Genomic DNA, 18360 nt, shown 5'->3' with positions numbered 1-18360 from the left:
TGACGTCGCTGTTCGCGCGGAATCCCCGCAGCAGGCGTCAACTGAACGACGCCGCCTCCGGTTCCGAGTGAACGTCCCCGCAACAGGCGTCAACTGAACGACGCCGCCTCCGGTTCCGAGTGAACGGTGCCGCAGCAGCGGCCGACTGACGCGCCGCGGGGCGAACCCGGTCAGCGCTGCGCTTCGGCGAGGCCGAACAGCTCGAAGGGATGGGTGAGCCGCCACCACGGATCCGGTCCTGCGACCTCGGCGTCGAGAGTGAGTGGAGTGACGACCGAGTCCAGCGGTCCCGCCACCAGCAACGAGCCGACCTCGTCGCCGTCCTCGCGGTGGTCGCCGAGGTCGAACGTCGGTGTGCTCTGGGCGCCCGCGCCGTTCCAGAGCACGACATCGGAGTCCTGTGCCGTGACGATCTCGACCGTCGTTCCCCACAGGGTCGTGACGGTTCCGACCACCGTCCCCTTCGGAACGGCCGGCTCCTGAGCGCTCAGAGCCGATTCCACCTGGGCGAAGAGAGCACGCGTCTCCGACAGCCGCTGCTCATCGTCGGTCTGCCCGAGCACTGCGGCGAACACCCGCACCGTGGTGTCGTCGATCTCGATGTCCTTCGCCGTGAGCAGGTTCCAGCTGTCGCCGAGGGTTCCCGTCTTCACCCCGACGACGCCGGCATCGGCCAGCATCCCGTTGGTGTTCACGACCGTCCCGGCCCCCGGCAGGTCGACCGAGACGGTGCTGACGATGCCCGCGAAGACGGGATTCTGCATGGCGCGTTCGGCGAGCGCGACCAGCGCCTCGGGGGTCGCGGTATTGCGCGCGTCGAAGCCAGAGGGCGTCGCGATCGTGATGCCCTCGAGGCCGCGGTCGCGGAGCCACACCTGCGCAGCATCCGCGAACGCCGCATTCGACCCCCAGATCTCGCGGGTCAGCCGGTCGATGTAGTTGTTGGCGGATCCGAGGAGCGTGCCCTGCAGCAGCTGATATTCGGTCAGGGTGCCGCCGACGGGGACGTCGAGGGCCGACTGGTCCGATCGCCGATAGTCCCAGTACGCGAGATTGTCCGCGCGCGTGAAGGCGAACTCCGGCCCCTGCTCGCCGGGCTGCAACGGCATCCGATCGAGCACCATGAGGCTCGACACCACCTTGGTCACGCTCGCGATCGCCGCCTGGTCGACCGATGACGCCGTCGTGTCGATGCCTCCGACGCCGACCGCGGCGCTCCCCTGAGCCGGCCACAGGATGTCGGCGGCAGGCGCCGCCGTCGAGGCGAATTCCGCCGCCTGCACCGTCGGGGGCAGTTCGTGCAGCGGCCACAGCATCGTGGCACCGACGTACGTTCCGAGAAGGCCGACCAGCACACCGATCGGCACGAGGGCCCCGGCAGCTGCGCCGCCTCTGCGGAGCCGCGCGCCTGCGAGGAGGGAGCCGGACGCATCGGTCTCGCCGGCGCCGGAGAACGACGGCACCACGGTCGCTTCCGAGACCTCACCCGGGTCGACCCAGGTGAGGGCGGTGGCGGCCGTTCCGTCCTCCGCCCACCGTGCGTCGATCGGCTCGCCGCCACGCATGCCGAGCTCGTCCAGGCCGTCCCGCTCCACCGGCGGGGCGTCGTGCGTCAGCGCCGAACCCGCCCGCGACGCCTTCGCGGACGGTGCGACGGGGGTGGCCTCGGCGGAGTCTGGAGCGGTCACCCCCTCACGGTAACCGAATCGCGGTCGAGATCCGTGGTGCGTCGGGCGTACGTGACACAAGTGTCGGACGACTGGGTAAGATCATCATCACAACCACGGGAGTCCGGCGAGCCGGGCTGAGAGGGAGCGAATCGCGCTTCGACCGTCGAACCTGATCTGGGTCATGCCAGCGCAGGGAGGAGCATTCAATGAGCACGTCCACGTCTGGATCCGCCACAGGATCCGCCACCGCCGCATCCGCGAAGGGGCTCGGCCGCCCCGGTCTCTGGCGCTGGCGCGTCGTCGACATCGTCGTCGCCAGTGTCATCGCCGTCGCGTGCGCGCTGATCTTCCTCCTGTGGAACGTCGGCTACGAGGTGCCCAGCAGCCTGCTGAAGCCCCTGCTTCCCGGCGTGCAGGGCCTGCTCGCCGGCCCCTGGCTGATCGCCGGTGTGCTGGGCGGCCTCATCATCCGCAAGCCGGGTGCCGCGCTCTACACCGAGCTCGTCGCTGCCACCATCTCCGCGCTCGTCGGCAACGCGTGGGGTCCGCTCACGATCGTGTCCGGCATCGTGCAGGGCCTGGGCGCCGAGCTGATCTTCCTCGTCTTCCTGTACGGCGCGTGGCGTCTCCCGGTCGCGATGCTCGCGGGTGCCGGCGCCGGTCTCGCGGGCGGCATCAACGACCGCATCCTCTGGTACGCGGGTGCCGACACGCTCTTCACCGTCGTCTACATCGTCTCCACGACGATCTCCGGCGCGATCATCGCCGGTCTCGGCGGCTGGCTGATCGCCCGGGGCCTTGCGGCCACCGGTGCGCTCGGTCGATTCGCCGCCGGGCGCGAGGTCACCGCACGAGTGTGACCGCAGCCGTGCAGCCGGCCGCGCTCGAGGCGCGAGGCTGGGGGTGGCGTTATGCCACGAGGCGCCGCTGGGCGGTACGCGACGTCGAGCTGCGCATCGAGCCGGGGGAGCGCGTGTTGCTGCTCGGCGCCTCCGGCTCGGGCAAGTCCACCCTGCTGCAGGGTCTCGGTGGCGTGCTCGGCGGCGCTGACGAGGGCGAGACTCGCGGCGAACTCCTCGTCGACGGGCACGTGCCGACAGACGCGCGCGGACGCGTCGGTATGGTGCTGCAGGACCCCGACACCCAGACGATCCTCGCGCGGGTCGGCGACGACGTCGCCTTCGGCTGCGAGAACCTCGGCGTGCCGAGAGACGAGATCTGGCCCCGCGTGCGCGAGGCGCTCGACGCCGTGCAGCTCGACGTCGCGCTCGATCGCTCGACGGCGGCGCTTTCGGGCGGGCAGAAGCAGCGGCTTGCGCTGGCCGGGGTGCTGGCGATGCGCCCCGGGGCGATCCTGCTGGACGAGCCGACCGCGAACCTCGACCCCGCCGGTGTCGACGAGGTGCGGGGTGCTGTCGGTGCGGCGCTCGACCGCACCGGGGCGACCCTGGTGGTGATCGAGCATCGCATCGACGTCTGGCTGCCGCTCGTGACGAGGGTGATCGTGCTCGGCACAGGCGACGACGGCACAGGCGACGACGGCACGGTCGTCTTGGCAGACGGCAGTCCCGAGGCGGTGCTGGGTGAGCGGGGGGCCGAGCTCGCGGCATCCGGCGTCTGGGTTCCGGGCCACCCGCCCGCGGCTCCTCCGGCGCCGCGCACGGAGCCCGGAGAACCGCTCGTCGAGACGCGCGCGCTGCAGGTATCGCGTCGTCGAGGCCTTCGCGTCGCGGGTCCGTTCGACCTCGCCGTGCGCGCGGGCGAGGTGCTCGGCATCACGGGGCCGAACGGTGCGGGGAAATCGACCCTGGGGCTCACGCTCGCGGGGCTCATCCCGCCCGAGGCGGGAGCGGTGCGTGCGACGCCGTCGCTCGCCGCCGGCGAGGCGACCGATCCGCTCGCCTGGTCGTCGCGGACGCTGCTCACCCGCATCGCGACGGTGCTGCAGACCCCCGAGCATCAGCTGCTCGCCAAGACCGTGCGCGAAGAGCTCTCGGTCGGCCCCCGAGCCCTGCGCATGGCCCCGGACGAGATCACGGCGCGCACGGACGACCTGCTCGACAGACTGCGGCTGCGCCACCTCGCCGAGGCGAACCCCTACACACTGTCGGGCGGCGAGAAGCGGCGGCTGACAGTGGCTGCGGCGATCGCCACGCGCCCGCGGATGCTGGTGCTCGACGAGCCCACCTTCGGGCAGGATGCCGTGACCTGGGCCGAGCTGGTGGGCCTCATCGCCGCCCTCCGCGACGAGGGCACAGCGATCGTCGCGATCAGCCATGACGAGGCCGTGCTCCGCGCGCTGCACGCCCGGCGGATCGAGGTCGGACGATGATCGACCCGCTGACCGCCCGCGTCGACCGGACGGGGCCCATCGCTCCGCGCTCGGCACTCGCCAAGCTCGCGGCGGCGTTGCTCATCGCGCTGCCGCTGGTCCTGACGATCGATGTGGTCTCGGCATCCGTCGCCTTGCTGCTGGAGATCCCTCTGCTGCTGCTCGCCGGGCTGCGGCCGCGTGAGTTCTGGCTGCGCACCGCCGTGCTGTGGGTCGCCGCGCCGCTGAGCGCGGTGACGATCGCCCTCTACGGGGCGACGAGCGGCACGGTGCATTTCGAGTGGCTCGTGATGCGGGTGAGCGACGGGTCGCTCGCGCTCGCCGCCGCCACCGCGGTCCGGGTGCTCGCGATCGGCCTCCCGGCGGTGGTGCTGTTCGTCACGGTCGATCCGACGGATCTCGCCGACGACCTCGCGCAGCGGCTGCGCCTACCAGCGCGATTCGTCATCGGCGCGCTCGCCGGCATGCGGATGCTGGGACTCCTGGCCGATGACTGGCGGGCCCTCGCCCTGGCGCGGCGGGCGCGCGGCGTCGCGGACGAAGGGAGGGTGCGCCGGGCGTTCGGGATGGCGTTCGCGCTGTTCGTCCTGGCGATCCGTCGCGGCTCGTCGCTCGCGACCGCGATGGAGGCGCGAGGTTTCGGCGGTGGAGGGGAGCGCTCCTGGGCTCGCCGATCGATCTGGGACCGACGCGACACCGCGCTCGTCTCCGTGGCGGCGGTCATCCCCGCCGCGGCGATCACGGTCGCGGTGGCCACGGGGGCATGGAACTTCATCCTCGGCCCGACCGCCTGACACCGTGCTGCAGGCGGGATTTGCCCGGCATCCCGATATTCAGCTTTTTCATAGCCGGGAACTTCACGGATTCGCTACCATCGACGTAACCCAAGGGGAGTACTCCGATACGGGTGGCTCGTCATTACGGATGTCCCTGCATCCCGGGTCCCCGGTCCTCGTTCGAGGATGGAGAAGACCTTGGCGTAGACCCTGTCGCGCCATCTCTCGGAGACCCTTGTGAACATCACCCCCCTCGTCTGGATCGTCACGATCCTCGTCACGATCGCCTTCTTCGTGTACGAGTTCTTCGCGCACGTCCGCAAGCCCCACGAGCCCACGGTCGGCGAGTCCGCCCGCTGGTCGGCCTTCTACATCGGTCTCGCGCTGCTGTTCGGCGTCGGCATCGGCGTCGTCTCGGGGTGGAAGTTCGGCGGCGAGTACTTCGCCGGGTACCTGACCGAGAAGGCATTGTCGATCGACAACCTCTTCGTCTTCCTCATCGTGATGGCCGGGTTCGCGGTGCCGCGCAAGTACCAGCAGAAGGTGCTGATGATCGGCATCGTGATCGCGCTCATCATGCGCGGCGGGTTCATCGCGCTGGGCGCCACGCTCATCGAGAACTTCTCGTGGATCTTCTACCTGTTCGGTGCGCTGCTGCTGGTTCTCGCGTACCGCCAGGCGTTCGCGGGCGGCGACCACAACCCCGCCGACGGCCGCTTCATGCGCTTCGTCCGCCGCATCCTCCCGGTGAGCGACGAGTACGAGGGCGACCGCCTCACGGTCGTCAAGGCCGGCCGCCGGTTCGTGACGCCGATGTTCCTCGTCATCATCGCGATCGGCTTCGTCGACCTGATCTTCGCCGTCGACTCGATCCCCGCGATCTACGGTCTCACCGAGGAGGCGTACATCGTCTTCACGGCGAACGCCTTCGCCCTCATGGGTCTGCGCCAGCTGTACTTCCTCATCGGCGGTCTGCTCGAGCGCCTCGTGTACCTCGCTCAGGGTCTCGCCGTCATCCTCGCCTTCATCGGCGTCAAGCTCGTGCTCCACGCGATGCACGTCAACGAGCTACCGTTCATCAACGGCGGCGAGCCGATGCTCTGGGCCCCCGAGATCCCGATCTGGTTCTCCCTCGTGTTCATCGGCGCGACCATCGCCGTCGCCACCGTGGCGAGTCTCGCCAAGACCCGTCGTGACGACCGCCGCGCCGCCCTCGACTCCACCTCCGCAGGCACTCCCGCCGACACCACCCCTCGCACAGAGAAGGAACACCCGTGAATCAGTCGCGCCGCTCCGACGCGTCCGCCGACCCTGACAGACCCGGTGCCCGAATGACCTCGGGCACCACCTCGCCGCAGGAGGCGACCCGCTGATGGGCGACCTGCTGTGGAACATCGCACTCGTCTTCGTCTTCGTCCTCGTCGGAGGCGTGTTCGCCGCGACGGAGATGGCGCTCGTGACGCTGCGCGAGAGCCAGATCAACGCGATCGCCGCCCGCGGGCGCCGCGGCGCGAAGGTCGCGGGCCTCGCCCGCAACCCGAACACGTTCCTCTCGGCCGTGCAGATCGGCGTCACCGTGGCAGGCTTCGCGTCGGCCGCGTACGGTGCCACGTCGATCGCGCCCTCGGTCGCGCCGCTGCTTCAGTCGTGGGGCCTCGAGGAGCAGCTGTCGTTCACGCTCGCGACCATCATCCTCACCCTGCTGATCGCGTACCTGTCGCTCGTGCTCGGCGAGCTCGTGCCGAAGCGTCTGGCGATCCAGCGCAACGCGCAGTTCGCCTACGCCGTGGCTCCGGTGCTCGACGGCTTCGCGACCGTGATGCGCCCGGTGATCTGGCTGCTCTCGGTCTCGACCAATGCGCTCGTGCGCCTGCTCGGCGGCGATCCGCACAAGACCGCCGACGAGCTGAGCGAGGAGGAGCTGCGTGACATCGTCGCGACGCACCAGAGCCTCCCCGACGACGAGCGCCGCATCCTCGACGACGTGCTGTCGCTGCGCGACCGCCAGGTCAGCGAGGTGATGCGCCCGCGGCCCGAGGTCGTCGCGCTCGACGGCACGGCCACGATCGCCGAGTCGATGGCGCAGGTCACCGAGCTGCCGTTTTCGCGGTACCCGGTGGTCGACGCGTCGATCGACGACATCGTCGGCTTCGTGCACGTGCGCGACCTGTTCGAGGCGGCGGTCGCCGATCCGTCGCGTACCGTGCAGAGCCTCGCGCGTCCGGTCGAATACCTGCCCTCGACCGCCCGGGTGCTGCCCACGCTCACCCGTCTGCGAGCTGCCGGTCACCACATCGCGGTCGTCGTCGACGAGTACGGCGGCACCGACGGCATCGTCACGCTGGAAGACCTCGTGGAGGAGGTCGTGGGCGAGATCTTCGACGAGTACGACACCGAGGAGCGCATCCCCGCAGCCGGCGGGTCGCTCGACGGGCGGCTCAACCTCGGCGACTTCGCCGAGATCACCGGCATCGCACTGCCGCGCGGCGCATCAGACACCGTCGCGGGATTCGTCACCGAGATGCTCGGGCGACTCGCGGTGGTCGGCGACTCGGTCGAGGTGCCTGGCGCGACGATCCGGGTGACGGCGGTCGACCGGCGACGCATCTCCGAGATCAGGGTGGTGCTGCACGACGAGGCGGACGCCTCGCAGGGCGCGGCGTCCGCCGAGGGTGCTCCGGCCTGACGCGGCCCGACCACTGCCGGCGGCTCAGGTCTCGTTCCAGAGCCGTCGGTAGTAGTCGATCCGCGCCCGGTCGGGGGCGAGACCGCACGCCTCGACGAGCGCGTCCGCCCAGCCGGGGCCGTAGTTCCACTCGGTGCTCATCGCGGCGACCGCGATGTCGGCCCAGCGGTCGCCGACGCCGAGCGCCGCGAGGTCCACGTGACCGAGCGGGCGACCGTCGTCGTCGAGCAGCGTGTTCGGCATGCAGGCGTCGCCGTGGCACACCACGAGCGTCTCGACCGGTGGCGGCGCCCGCAGCTCGTCGGGGACGCGGATGCCGCGCTGCGCCGCGTTCGCGATGCGAGACGCCGGGTCCCACGACCACGGACAGTCGCCGACCGGCAGGGCGTCGTGCAGTGCCCTGAGGCCCTCGCCCACGGCGCGCACGGCCGTCGCCGGATCGGCGACCCATCGGGGGTCGACCGCGCTGCGCCCGGGCAGCGCCGCCGTCACGAGCCACTCGTGCGCGGCATCCTGCCCCTGATCCAGGACCTCGGGGACCGTCGTCCAGCGGCGAGCCCACCGCATCCGCTCCGCCTCGTCGCGCATGTTCGCCTCGGCGTCGTGCGGGCCCCACTTGATGTACCGGCCGTCGTCGGTGCAAAACGTCACCCCGCCGAGGGAGTTCCGCCACACCGGGGTGAGGGCGGCGCCGTCCGCGAGCGCGCGGACGATCGCGGGCACCGGCAGCGCCGCCTCGGGGATGCTCATGCCTCCATCCTGCCGCGGGGGCCCAGGGCTCCGATCCGCCGCGCCGGGTGTCGTAGGCTCGGAGCGATCACCGGCACGGCGCCGCGATGGGATGACACTCGGAATCAGTTAGGCTGGCACCGAGTCGCACACGTTCAAGGGAGAATCGCATGCAGATCCAGGGATCCAGTGCTCTCGTCACCGGCGGCGCGTCGGGCCTCGGCCTCGCCACCGCCCGAGCGCTCGCCGCCGAGGGGGCCGTCGTCACGATCCTCGACCTCCCCTCGTCCGCTGGCGCAGAGATCGCCGACGAACTCGGCGGCGTCTTCAGCCCCGGCGACGTGACGAGCGCAGAGGATGCCGCGGCCGCCGCCCGCGCCGCGCAGGACGCCGCCCCGCTGCGCATCGTCGTGAACTGCGCGGGCATCGCGCCCCCGGCCAAGGTGCTCGACCGCGAGGGCAACCCCGCCGTGCTCGCCGACTTCGAGCGCATCGTGCGCATCAACCTCGTCGGCACCTTCAACGTGCTCTCCCAGGCCGCGGCCGTCATCGCGAAGAACGACCCCATCGAGGGCGGCGACCGCGGCGTGATCGTGAACACCGCGAGCGTCGCCGCGTTCGACGGCCAGATCGGACAGCCCGCCTATTCGGCGTCGAAGGGCGGCGTCCACGCCATGACCCTCCCCGTCGCGCGCGAGCTCGCCCGGTACGCCATCCGGGTCTGCACGATCGCCCCCGGCATCATGGAGACCCCCATGCTGATGGGGCTGCCGCAGGAGGCCCAGGACTCGCTCGGCACGCAGGTGCCGTACCCCGCGCGTCTCGGACGACCCGACGAGTACGCGTCGCTCGTGCGCCAGACCGTCGAGAACGGCTACCTCAACGGCGAGACGATCCGGCTGGACGGCGCGATCCGCATGGCGCCGAAGTGAGCACCCTGCCTGTTTTCGAATCGCGCGCTTTGCACGAATCGGGGCGGCAGAACTGCAATTCAAGCGATTCGAAACGGGAAGGTGGGCGATGAGCGCACTGGCAGGCAAGACCATCCTCATGTCGGGCGGAAGCCGCGGCATCGGCCTCGCGATCGCCCTGCGCGCCGCGGCCGACGGCGCGAACATCGCGATGCTCGCGAAGACCGACACCCCGCATCCGAAGCTGGAAGGAACCGTGCACACCGCGGCGGAGCAGATCGGCGCAGCGGGCGGGCAGGCGCTGCCGATCGTCGGCGACGTGCGCGACGACGACGACATCACCGCGGCGGTGCTGAAGACCCAGGGCGAGTTCGGCGGCATCGACATCGTCGTCAACAACGCCAGCGTCATCGACCTCTCCCGGTCGCTCGAGCTCGGCGCCAAGAAGTACGACCTCATGCAGGACGTCAACGTGCGCGGAACGTTCATGCTCTCGCGCGCCGCGATCCCCATGCTCAAGGATGCCGAGAACCCGCACATCCTGTCGCTGTCGCCGCCGCTGAACCCCACGCCGAAGTGGCTCGGCGCGCACACCGGGTACACGCTCGCGAAGTTCGGGATGACCATGGTCACCCTCGGTCTCGCGGCGGAGTTCGCGCGCGACGGCATCGCCGCCAACACCCTGTGGCCCCGCACCACCATCGCGACGGCGGCGGTGCAGAATCTGCTCGGCGGAGACGAGGTCATGGCCGCGAGTCGCACGGCCGACATCTACGCCGACGCCGCCTACTCGGTGCTCACCAAGCCCGCTGCCGGGTACACCGGGCAGACGCTCATCGTGGAGGAGGTGCTCGAAGCCGACGGCGTCACCGACTTCTCGAGCTACGCAGCGGTCCCCGGCACCCCGGACGACCGCCTCTTCCCCGACATCTTCCTGGACTGAGCGGCCGGCGCGGAGGTCAGAACAGCAGATAGACCGCGCCGACCACAGTCAGGGCGATGACGATCCGGTCGAACAGCACCTGGTTCAGGCGCCTCGCGACGACGAGTCCCACGAGGGCGCCGACCACGACCAAGGGCGCGAGCACGGCATCCATCAGCAGCACCGGCGGGTGGAAGAGGCCGAGACCGGCGAGGAACGGCACCTTCGTGACGTTGATGATGGCGAAGAACCAGGCCGAGGTGCCGAGGAACACCTGCACCGGCGTGCGCGTGGCGAGGAAGTACATCGACATGACGGGTCCGCCCGCGTTCGCCACCATGGTCGTGAACCCGCCGAGCGTGCCGTAGGTGCCGGCGAGCAGGATGCCGCCGCGCGCCGCCTCCTGCACCTCGCGGCGACTCTGCCGCCAGCGGCGCCACAGCGTCACCGCGATCATGACGAGGAGGATGACGCCGATCGCCCGACGCACGATCCCGTCACCCGCGACCGCGAGGAAGGCGAAGCCCACCAGCAGCCCCGCGACCACGGCCGGAGCGAGGCGTAACAGGGTCGGCCAGTGCGCATGCCGCCGATACGCGGCGATCGCGAAGACGTCGCCAACCATCAGCAGCAGAAGCATCGCGGCGGTCGAGGTGCGGGCCGGCAGCACGGTCGCGAAGAGCGCGATGGCGAGGATGTTCGCGCCGGGCAGTGCGGTCTTCGAGATGCCGATCGTGACGGCGGCGAGGCCGAGCGCCACCCAGGCCCAGGGGTCGAGGGCGGGCACGGTCAGCCGCCGACCGTCACGGGCGTCAGCTCCGTGAGGCAGTGAGCGCGGCGGCGAAGCGTGCCGCGCGCTGCTCGAGATCGGCCCAGTCGCCACCCTTGATCGAGGCGCCGTTCGCGAGGTCGCCGCCGGCGCCGACGGCAACGGCCCCTGCGCGGAACCAGTCGGCCAGGTTGTCGGGAGTGACGCCGCCGGTCGGCATCAGCGGGGCATCGGGGAAGGGCCCGCGCAGCGCGCCGAGGTACGAGGGTCCGCCGAGCGAGGCGGGGAAGATCTTGACCACGTCGACGCCGAGTTCGAGTGCCCCCATGACCTCGGTCGGGGTCATCGCGCCGGTCATCACGACGCGACCGGTGTCGAGCATCGTGCGGGTCAGTGCAGGCAGGGTGCCGGGGCTCACGAGGAACTCGGCGCCGGCATCCGCCGCGGCGGCGGCCTGCTCGGCGGTGGTGACCGTGCCTGCTCCCACGTACGCGGCGTCGCCGTGACGGGCGATGAGCTCGCGGATGACCGCCGGTGCGTCAGGGGTCGAGAACGTGACCTCGATGCCGGTCACCCCGCCGCGGATGATCGCCTCTGAGGCCTCGAGCGCGAGATCGGGGGAGGGGGCGCGGAGAACGGCGAGGACGCCGGTGGCGCGGGCGCGGTCGAGACGGTCGGGCATCGAGGCTCCTTCGGTGGGGGTGCGTCCATTCTCTCGGACGCACACCTGTAGCTACAAGCTGCGGGGCGTCCAGGCGTCTATCGCATCCTTGGACTGCTTCAGGCCGAGACCCGTGTGCTCGCGCAGCAGTTTGATCGCCTCGATGGGCCGCGCGGCGGCGACGAGGCGATCGATCTCCGCAGCGGCCGACGTCGGCAGCGACGAGCGCAGAGCGGCGGCGCCGGTCGGCCACGGCGCGGCCACAGGGATCGCCGTCGTCGCGGGAGCCGACCGCACCACCCACCGTTCGACGGCGTTCTTCGCCTCGCGCAGGCTGACATCCGTGTGATCGCGGTAGACCTTGATCGCCCGCACCTTCTGATCCGCGGCGACGAGACGGTCGATCTCGGTGACGGCATCCGGTGGGAGTGTCGGCGGAGTGGGAGCATCCGCGCGGCCGGCGAGAGCGTCCGTGCGCCCGGCGGTCGGACGGGACGAGCGCGGCTCCCGCAGCCGCATCGCGCGCTGCACGCGCGACACGATAGCGATCACGACGAGCGCGCCGACGACTATTCCCGTGATCCAGCCGAAATCCATGGTCGCCAGTCTAGGGATGCGGGACGCCCGCCGGCCGCCCGCCCGCCGCCCGCATGCCTGCGGCCTGCCCAGCCGTCTCCCACCCGTCCGCCGGTACCCTGGAGGGTATGACCGAGAATCCCCGCACGCGTGAGACGCGCCCCGCGACCGCGTCGTCCCGACCGGCGGGGACGGCGATCCGCACGACCGGCGGCACCCAGGTGCGCCCCGCGACCGAGGGATGGACCCAGCAGAAGGATGCCGAGGGCCGGCCGCTCCTCCAGTTCGCGAGCCCGAAGCGCGGCAAGCCGCCGGTGCACCTCGCCGACCTCACTCCCGCCGAGCGCGTCGAGAAGGTCAAGGAGCTCGGGCTCCCGGGGTTCCGCGCGAAGCAGCTCTCGACCCACTACTTCCGCCACTACACGACCGACCCGGCGGAGATGACCGACCTCCCCGCCGGCATCCGCGACGATCTCGTGGCGGGCATGCTCCCCCCGCTCCTGACCGAGGTCCGCCGACTCGAGACCGACCGCGGCGACACGATCAAGTTCCTGTGGCGCCTGCACGACGGCGCGCTCGTCGAGTCCGTGCTCATGCGCTACCCCGGCCGCATCACGCTGTGCGTGTCATCGCAGGCCGGCTGCGGCATGAACTGCCCCTTCTGCGCGACCGGACAGGCAGGTCTCACGCGCAACATGTCGACCGCCGAGATCATCGAACAGATCGTCCGAGCCAACCGCCTCATCGCCGAGGGCGGCCTGGGCGGCAAGAAGGCCGACGACCACTCGATGGAGCGCGTCTCGAACATCGTCTTCATGGGCATGGGTGAGCCGCTCGCCAACTACAAGCGGGTCATGGACGCCGTGCGCTCGATGGTCGCCCCGCAGCCCGACGGCCTCGGCATGAGCGCGCGCGGCATCACCGTCTCGACCGTCGGCCTCGTGCCGGCGATCAAGAAGCTCGCCGACGAGAACATCCCGGTGACCTTCGCCCTCTCGCTGCACGCCCCTGACGACCACCTGCGCGACGAGCTCATCCCCGTCAACTCCCGCTGGAAGGTCGACGAGGCCCTCGACGCCGCGTACGACTACTACGCGAAGACCGGGCGTCGGGTGTCGATCGAGTACGCGCTCATCAAGGACATGAACGACCACGCGTGGCGCGCCGACCTCCTCGCCGAGAAGCTCAATCAGCGCGGTCGCGGGTGGGTGCACGTGAACCCGATCCCGCTGAACCCGACGCCCGGCTCGATCTGGACGGCATCCGAGCGCGACGTCACGAACGAGTTCGTGCGCCGACTCAACGACGCCGGCATCCCGACGACCCTGCGCGACACCCGCGGCAAGGAGATCGACGGCGCCTGCGGGCAGCTCGTCGCCACCACGGAAGACGAAGCGGCCGCGGCCGCGATGGCCTGATCGGGTCCAGCGCCGCGACGCCGCCGCATGGCGTCGCACGCGATGGTCGGCGGAGACTCAGGTCGCTTCCACTTGTTCCACAGGCGAGGTTTCGTAGATTATCGGGATGCCCTATTCCGCTCACCGTCCAGGACGGTTCGATTCGCAGGGGCGGATCATCCTCGACAGCGACCCGAACGCTGACACCGATGATCTCGACTTCCTGCGCGCCTACGAGCCGACCGGCGCGGACGACCGCGCCGATGCGCAGCCGACTGCGCCGATCGACGATGCGCCGGTGAATCGCGCGGACGGTGCGGATGCCGCGGCATCCGCCCCTCGCGCTCCCAAGGCCCCGCGCGCTTTCCGCGAGCGTAAGCCCCGCGTGCCTGGGTCCCGGTGGCGGACGCTCGCCATCCTCGGCGGGGCGGAGGGGGAGATCCTCGACCGCGTTCCGGGCGAGACGCCGCGCTTCGTGCAGATGTTCTTCGTGCTCGCCGGCACCGCGCTCGTCTCCGCGATCTCGATGCTCTTCGCCCTCACGACCGGGGTGCAGGCCGCGATCTGGCTGGCCGTGCCGCTGGCCGTGGTCTGGGCGCTCATCATCTTCAACCTCGACCGGTTCCTCACCTCCACGATGTCGTCGACGCGCAACCTGTGGCGCCTGGTCGGCCTCGCCATCCCGCGCGTGATCATGGCTGCGATCATCGGATTCGTCGTCGCCGAGCCGCTCGTGCTGCAGATCTTCCACAACGACATCGCGCGCGAGGTCGCGGCGACCAACATCACCCAGTCGCAGTCCGACCAGGAGGCCCTCGAGACCGGGCCGGAGAAGAAGGCCCTGGACGCGGCATCCGACCGGGTAGCCGAGCTCGAGAACCAGGCCGCGACGGGCATCGTGGCCGGCACCGAGTCGTCGTCGGCCACCGAGACGGCCGCGCAGGCAACCGTCGACGACCTCACCGCGAAGATGACCGCGCAGCAGGGCGTGATCGACCAGGCACGCGTGCTGTACCAGTGCGAGCTGACCGGCGAGGGTGCGGGGACGGTGCCCGGCTGCACAGGCGTCAACGGCGAGGGCGCGAGCTCGGGTGCCGCGCAGGCCCAGCTCGCCGAGGCGCAGCAGACGTACGATGCGCTCGCCGCGCAGCTGCGCACCGCCAACGAGGAGCTCGCCGCCGCCGGCACCGCCGCGAAGGAGAACACCTCGACCTCGGAGACGCAGAACCGCCAGCAGGCCCAGGACCAGTTGCCGACCGCCCGCGACACCTACGACTCGGCGCTCGCGGCGTACAACGCGCGGGCCGAGTCGGTGGCCTCCGGCAACGCGGGCGCCACCGGACTCCTCAGCCAGATCAGCGGCCTGAACCGGCTCAGCGAGAAGGAGCCGACGATCCTCTGGGCCCACATCCTCATCGCGGCGCTGTTCTTCATGATCGAGCTGCTGCCGGTGCTCGTGAAGGTGCTCACGTCGTACGGCGATCCGTCTCTCTACGAGAAGGCGGCCGCGATTCGCAAGCAGGTGTCGCTCGACAGAGTGACGGCCGAGGGCTTCCGCGATCGGGCATCGATCGTCACCGAGCAGTCGACCGGCATCCAGGCCGATGCCGATGCCGCGGCGCCGCAGACCCGTGCGGAGCGCCGAGAGGCCGAGCAGGAGCGCGAGCGGGTCGACCAGCGCGCCCAGGCGCAGACGCTGGACGAGCAGGAGCGGATGCTGCACGCGCAGGCGTGACCGGCGTGCCGAGATCAGGAGGGTGCGCCGAGATCAGGAATCTCTGACGGGATTCATCCTGTTCTCGGCGCACCCTCCTGATCTGGGCTGTCCGCGCAACGCGGCCCGGCATGCCGGTATGCGCGAGTAGCGTTGGCTCATGGTCAACTATCGCTATCTCGGTAACAGTGGTCTCAAGGTCTCGGAGATCACCTACGGCAACTGGGTCACCCACGCCTCGCAGGTCGAAGACGACGCGGCCGTGAAGACGGTGCACGCCGCGCTCGACGCCGGCATCACCACGTTCGACACCGCAGACGCCTACGCCAACACGGCGGCGGAGGTCATCCTCGGCAAGGCCCTCGAAGGGCAGCGCCGCGAAGGTCTCGAGATCTTCACCAAGGTGTACTTCCCGACCGGCGACAAGGGCCCGAACGACACCGGCCTCAGCCGCAAGCACATCATGGACTCGATCAACGGATCGCTGAAGCGCCTCGGCACCGACTACGTCGACCTGTACCAGGCGCACCGCTTCGACTACGAGACCCCGCTCGAGGAGACGTTCCAGGCGTTCGCCGACATCGTCCGGCAGGGCAAGGCGCTCTACATCGGCGTCTCCGAGTGGACCGCGGAGCAGCTGCGCGAGGGCCACGCGCTGGCGAAGCAGCTCGGCATCCAGCTCATCTCGAATCAGCCCCAGTACTCGATGCTGTGGCGTGTGATCGAGGGCAAGGTCGTCCCGGCGTCCGAGGAGCTCGGCATCTCGCAGATCGTCTGGTCGCCGATGGCGCAGGGTGTGCTCAGCGGCAAGTACCTGCCCGGTCAGCCCGTGCCGGAGGGGTCGCGCGCGACCGACCCGCACAGCGGCGCCGACTTCATCAAGAGCTTTCTCAAGGACGACATCCTCGCGGCAGTGCAGAAGCTCAAGCCGATCGCCGAGCAGGCGGGTCTCACCATGCCGCAGCTCGCGATCGCGTGGGTGCTGCAGAACCCGAACGTCGCCGCCGCGCTCGTCGGAGCCTCGCGTCCCGAGCAGCTCGCCGACACGGTCAAGGCTTCGGGCGTGAAGCTCGACGACGACACCCTCTCGGCGATCGACGAGGCTCTCGGCGACACCGTGAACCGCGACGCCGAGCGCACGTACGAGACCTCGCCGAAGACCCGCCTGGTCTGAGCGCGGGAGACCCGCCTGGTCTGAGCGCGGGCCGCGCCTCTTCCTTCGCGGACGCCCCGGTTGATCGCCGACGCCCCCTCTGAGCTACGTATCTCAGAGGGGGCGTCGGCGATCAGACGGGGCGTCGGCGGATCAGGCGAGAAAGGATGCCGCGGGCTACTCCTTCACGGCGCCGGCGGTCAGGCCCTGCACGATCCAGCGGCTTGCGAGCGCGAACATCGCCATGGTCGGCAGGATGGTCAGCACGGCGGCGGCGCTCATCGAGCCCCAGTCGATGTTGAACGTCGAGATGAAGCCGTTCAGCGCCGAGGGCACGGTGCGGTTCTCGTCGGAGTTCATGAGCACGACCGACAGGAACAGCTCGTTCCAGCAGTTCACGAAGTTGAAGATGAACGCCGCGATGATGCCGGGCGTCATCACCGGGACGAGCACCCGGAACAGCGCGCCGAGCCGCGAGCATCCGTCGATCATCGCCGCCTCCTCGAGTGCGTCCGGCACGTTCTCGAAGAACCCGCGGAGCATGACCGTGGAGAACGGGATACAGATCGCGATGTACACGAGGATGAGACCCGGCTTGGAATCGACCAGGCCGAGGTCGGTCATCATCGAGTACAGCGGCCCCAGCGCGATGAACGCGGGGATCATCTGCGTGAGCAGGAACGCCACGAGCACGGTGCCCTTGCCGCGGAACTCGAACCGTGCGATGACGTAGGCGCTCAGCAGGGCGATCAGCGTCGCCACCGCGCCCGCGACGACGGCCACGATCGCAGAGTTCGCGAGGAACACCCCGAACGAGCTCTGCTGGAACAGGCTCACGTAGTTGTCGAACGACGGCTCGCTCGGCCAGTACTCGATCGGGAACCGGTTGATCGTGCCCGGTGACTTGAACGACGTCAGCGCGATCCAGTACAGCGGGAACAGCGTGATCAGCAGCCACAGTGCGAGACCGACGACACGGACGACGCCGCCGACGGTGATCCGCCGCTGCGTCGAGCGGGGGGCCTTCGCGGCATCCGGCACCGTGATGCGCCGCGTCTCGGTGATGGTGGTTCCGGTGGGGGTGGTGACGGTCATCGCTGGGCCCTCCGCATCGCCATCAGGTAGAACGCGCAGAACACGAACAGGAAGGCGACGACGATGAGGCCGATCGCACTCGCGATGCCGTAGTTGCCCTGCTGCGTGTAGTTGATCATCCAGGTGGTGATGATGTGCGTCTGGTTGGCCGGTCCGCCGTTCGTCATCGCGTAGATGATGTCGGGGAAGTTGAAGATCCAGATCACCCGGAGCAGGATCGTCAGCAGCAGCGTCATCGAGATGTACGGGATGATGATCGAGAACAGCTGCCTCGCCTTTCCCGCACCGTCGAGGCTCGCGGCCTCGAGCATCTCGTCGGGCACCGACTGCAGCGCCGCGAGGATCATGATCGCGAAGAAGGTCACGCCGTACCAGATGTTCGCGACGATGACCGCGAACATCGCGAGCTTCGGGTCGGCCAGCCAGGGCAGCGGTGCATCGATCAGACCGGCCTTCATGAGCAGGTCGTTGACGACGCCGAACTCCGCGTTGAACATCCAGCGGAACAGCATCCCGATGAGGAAGCCGGAGACGGCCCACGGGAAGAAGACGAGCGCCTGGTAGAGCCCGCGGAACTTGAAGCGCTTGCGCAGGGCTAGCGCGATCAGGAAGCCGATCACCAGCTGCGGCACGAGCGAGCCGACGACCCACAGCACCGAGTTCCATGCCACGACCGGGAACGCCGGGTCCTGGAAGACGGTGACGAAGTTGTCGAAGCCCACCCACGGCGTCGAGGTGAGGTCCCACAGGTTCCAGTCGTGGAACGCCATGCGCGCGCCCTGCAGCATCGGCCAGTACGTGAACCAGACGACGAAGACGATCGCCGGGGCCATGAAGGCCAGCAGGGTGAGGGCGTGGCGCGCCTTGAACGGGCGCCGCCGGGTCGGCGACGCCGACCGGCGGCCCGTGCCCGGGGAGGCCCCGTCGGCGGTGCCGACGGAGCCTCTCTCACGAAGAGCGGATGACACG

The 18360-nt window shown here is 70.0% G+C and carries 17 protein-coding genes and 1 riboswitch; of the genes, 10 read left to right on the top strand and 7 right to left on the bottom strand.

Annotated features, from left to right (window positions below; translation table 11 throughout):
- Nucleotides 1–170 precede the first annotated feature (170 nt).
- Complete coding sequence (locus FSY98_RS06035) at nucleotides 171–1688, bottom strand: D-alanyl-D-alanine carboxypeptidase family protein (protein WP_144874876.1); 1518 nt, start codon at nucleotides 1686–1688, stop codon at nucleotides 171–173.
- Between the two features lie 85 nt (nucleotides 1689–1773).
- Nucleotides 1774–1883: riboswitch (TPP riboswitch) on the top strand.
- On the opposite strand from FSY98_RS06035, the gene FSY98_RS06030 reads away from it, so the two are divergent.
- The 5 genes from FSY98_RS06030 (at nucleotide 1877) to FSY98_RS06010 (ending at nucleotide 7464) form a co-directional block, all read left to right on the top strand.
- The gene (locus tag FSY98_RS06030) at nucleotides 1877–2530 is read left to right on the top strand and encodes an ECF transporter S component (protein ID WP_144874874.1); all 654 of its coding nucleotides are present in this window, start codon (nucleotides 1877–1879) and stop codon (nucleotides 2528–2530) included. Its footprint overlaps the riboswitch before it by 7 nt.
- Entirely contained in the window at nucleotides 2527–4002 is a 1476-nt protein-coding gene (locus FSY98_RS06025) for an ABC transporter ATP-binding protein (protein ID WP_186307559.1), read from the top strand. Before FSY98_RS06030 ends, FSY98_RS06025 begins: the two co-directional genes overlap by 4 nt.
- Nucleotides 3999–4796: an energy-coupling factor transporter transmembrane protein EcfT gene (locus FSY98_RS06020; protein ID WP_144874872.1), complete on the top strand. Its 798-nt coding sequence runs from the start codon at nucleotides 3999–4001 to the stop codon at nucleotides 4794–4796. The genes FSY98_RS06025 and FSY98_RS06020 overlap by 4 nt, the downstream gene beginning before the upstream one ends.
- A 219-nt stretch (nucleotides 4797–5015) precedes the next feature.
- Nucleotides 5016–6056 carry a TerC family protein gene (locus FSY98_RS06015; RefSeq protein ID WP_144874870.1) on the top strand — a complete coding sequence of 347 codons (1041 nt, stop codon included), beginning with the start codon at nucleotides 5016–5018 and terminating at the stop codon, nucleotides 6054–6056.
- Between the two features lie 94 nt (nucleotides 6057–6150).
- Nucleotides 6151–7464, top strand: coding sequence for a hemolysin family protein (locus tag FSY98_RS06010; RefSeq protein ID WP_144874868.1), 1314 nt, complete (start codon nucleotides 6151–6153; stop codon nucleotides 7462–7464).
- Nucleotides 7465–7488: 24 nt separating this feature from the next.
- Here the strand turns inward: FSY98_RS06010 and FSY98_RS06005 are convergent, their stop codons facing one another.
- The gene (locus FSY98_RS06005) at nucleotides 7489–8214 is read right to left on the bottom strand and encodes an aminoglycoside 3'-phosphotransferase (protein ID WP_144874865.1); all 726 of its coding nucleotides are present in this window, start codon (nucleotides 8212–8214) and stop codon (nucleotides 7489–7491) included.
- A gap of 149 nt (nucleotides 8215–8363) precedes the next feature.
- On the opposite strand from FSY98_RS06005, the gene FSY98_RS06000 reads away from it, so the two are divergent.
- Nucleotides 8364–9125: an SDR family NAD(P)-dependent oxidoreductase gene (locus FSY98_RS06000; protein ID WP_144874863.1), complete on the top strand. Its 762-nt coding sequence runs from the start codon at nucleotides 8364–8366 to the stop codon at nucleotides 9123–9125.
- An 88-nt stretch (nucleotides 9126–9213) separates the two neighbouring features.
- Nucleotides 9214–10047: an NAD(P)-dependent oxidoreductase gene (locus FSY98_RS05995; protein WP_144874861.1), complete on the top strand. Its 834-nt coding sequence runs from the start codon at nucleotides 9214–9216 to the stop codon at nucleotides 10045–10047.
- Nucleotides 10048–10063: 16 nt separating this feature from the next.
- On the opposite strand, the gene FSY98_RS05990 is transcribed toward FSY98_RS05995, so the two are convergent.
- The 3 genes from FSY98_RS05990 to FSY98_RS16645 are packed head-to-tail and all read right to left on the bottom strand — an operon-like array spanning nucleotide 10064 to nucleotide 12053.
- Nucleotides 10064–10813: a sulfite exporter TauE/SafE family protein gene (locus FSY98_RS05990; protein WP_144874859.1), complete on the bottom strand. Its 750-nt coding sequence runs from the start codon at nucleotides 10811–10813 to the stop codon at nucleotides 10064–10066.
- A gap of 25 nt (nucleotides 10814–10838) precedes the next feature.
- Complete coding sequence (locus FSY98_RS05985; protein WP_144874857.1) at nucleotides 10839–11477, bottom strand: bifunctional 4-hydroxy-2-oxoglutarate aldolase/2-dehydro-3-deoxy-phosphogluconate aldolase; 639 nt, start codon at nucleotides 11475–11477, stop codon at nucleotides 10839–10841.
- A gap of 51 nt (nucleotides 11478–11528) precedes the next feature.
- The gene (locus FSY98_RS16645) at nucleotides 11529–12053 is read right to left on the bottom strand and encodes a hypothetical protein (protein ID WP_186307558.1); all 525 of its coding nucleotides are present in this window, start codon (nucleotides 12051–12053) and stop codon (nucleotides 11529–11531) included.
- Between the two features lie 107 nt (nucleotides 12054–12160).
- Here FSY98_RS16645 and rlmN point away from each other — a divergent pair, with 107 nt between their 5' ends.
- From rlmN to FSY98_RS05965, 3 genes are all read left to right on the top strand, one after another.
- A complete protein-coding gene (rlmN, locus tag FSY98_RS05975; RefSeq protein WP_186307557.1) occupies nucleotides 12161–13450 on the top strand; it encodes a 23S rRNA (adenine(2503)-C(2))-methyltransferase RlmN in 1290 nt (429 codons plus the stop codon).
- A 106-nt stretch (nucleotides 13451–13556) separates the two neighbouring features.
- Entirely contained in the window at nucleotides 13557–15164 is a 1608-nt protein-coding gene (locus FSY98_RS05970; RefSeq protein ID WP_144874855.1) for a DUF4407 domain-containing protein, read from the top strand.
- Between the two features lie 139 nt (nucleotides 15165–15303).
- On the top strand, nucleotides 15304–16317 hold the full coding sequence (locus FSY98_RS05965; RefSeq protein WP_144874853.1) for an aldo/keto reductase family protein: 1014 nt from the start codon (nucleotides 15304–15306) through the stop codon (nucleotides 16315–16317).
- Between the two features lie 156 nt (nucleotides 16318–16473).
- Here the strand turns inward: FSY98_RS05965 and FSY98_RS05960 are convergent, their stop codons facing one another.
- Together FSY98_RS05960 and FSY98_RS05955 are read right to left on the bottom strand one after the other, a co-directional pair.
- Nucleotides 16474–17391, bottom strand: coding sequence for a carbohydrate ABC transporter permease (locus tag FSY98_RS05960; protein WP_222119115.1), 918 nt, complete (start codon nucleotides 17389–17391; stop codon nucleotides 16474–16476).
- A complete protein-coding gene (locus tag FSY98_RS05955; protein ID WP_144874851.1) occupies nucleotides 17388–18359 on the bottom strand; it encodes a carbohydrate ABC transporter permease in 972 nt (323 codons plus the stop codon). The genes FSY98_RS05960 and FSY98_RS05955 overlap by 4 nt, the downstream gene beginning before the upstream one ends.
- Between the last annotated feature and the right edge of the window lies 1 nt (nucleotide 18360).

Origin of the sequence: Microbacterium sp. 1.5R (genome assembly GCF_007667425.1) — a bacterium.
Classification (GTDB): Bacteria; Actinomycetota; Actinomycetes; order Actinomycetales; family Microbacteriaceae; genus Microbacterium.
Note: the sequence above shows the minus strand (reverse complement) of the source record. Positions and strands in the feature narration are given on the sequence as shown.

Excerpts from the sequence above, each read along its gene's own strand:
- FSY98_RS06000 (WP_144874863.1), top strand. The coding sequence starts at position 8,364 with ATGCAGATCCAGGGATCCAGTGCTCTCGTCACCGGCGGCGCGTCGGGC.
- FSY98_RS05965 (WP_144874853.1), top strand. The coding sequence starts at position 15,304 with ATGGTCAACTATCGCTATCTCGGTAACAGTGGTCTCAAGGTCTCGGAG.
- FSY98_RS16645 (WP_186307558.1), bottom strand. The coding sequence starts at position 12,053 with ATGGATTTCGGCTGGATCACGGGAATAGTCGTCGGCGCGCTCGTCGTG.
- FSY98_RS06020 (WP_144874872.1), top strand. The coding sequence starts at position 3,999 with ATGATCGACCCGCTGACCGCCCGCGTCGACCGGACGGGGCCCATCGCT.
- FSY98_RS06030 (WP_144874874.1), top strand. The coding sequence starts at position 1,877 with ATGAGCACGTCCACGTCTGGATCCGCCACAGGATCCGCCACCGCCGCA.
- rlmN (WP_186307557.1), top strand. The coding sequence starts at position 12,161 with ATGACCGAGAATCCCCGCACGCGTGAGACGCGCCCCGCGACCGCGTCG.
- FSY98_RS06005 (WP_144874865.1), bottom strand. The coding sequence starts at position 8,214 with ATGAGCATCCCCGAGGCGGCGCTGCCGGTGCCCGCGATCGTCCGCGCG.
- FSY98_RS06010 (WP_144874868.1), top strand. The coding sequence starts at position 6,151 with ATGGGCGACCTGCTGTGGAACATCGCACTCGTCTTCGTCTTCGTCCTC.
- FSY98_RS05970 (WP_144874855.1), top strand. The coding sequence starts at position 13,557 with ATGCCCTATTCCGCTCACCGTCCAGGACGGTTCGATTCGCAGGGGCGG.
- FSY98_RS05995 (WP_144874861.1), top strand. The coding sequence starts at position 9,214 with ATGAGCGCACTGGCAGGCAAGACCATCCTCATGTCGGGCGGAAGCCGC.
- FSY98_RS05985 (WP_144874857.1), bottom strand. The coding sequence starts at position 11,477 with ATGCCCGACCGTCTCGACCGCGCCCGCGCCACCGGCGTCCTCGCCGTT.
- FSY98_RS05960 (WP_222119115.1), bottom strand. The coding sequence starts at position 17,391 with ATGACCGTCACCACCCCCACCGGAACCACCATCACCGAGACGCGGCGC.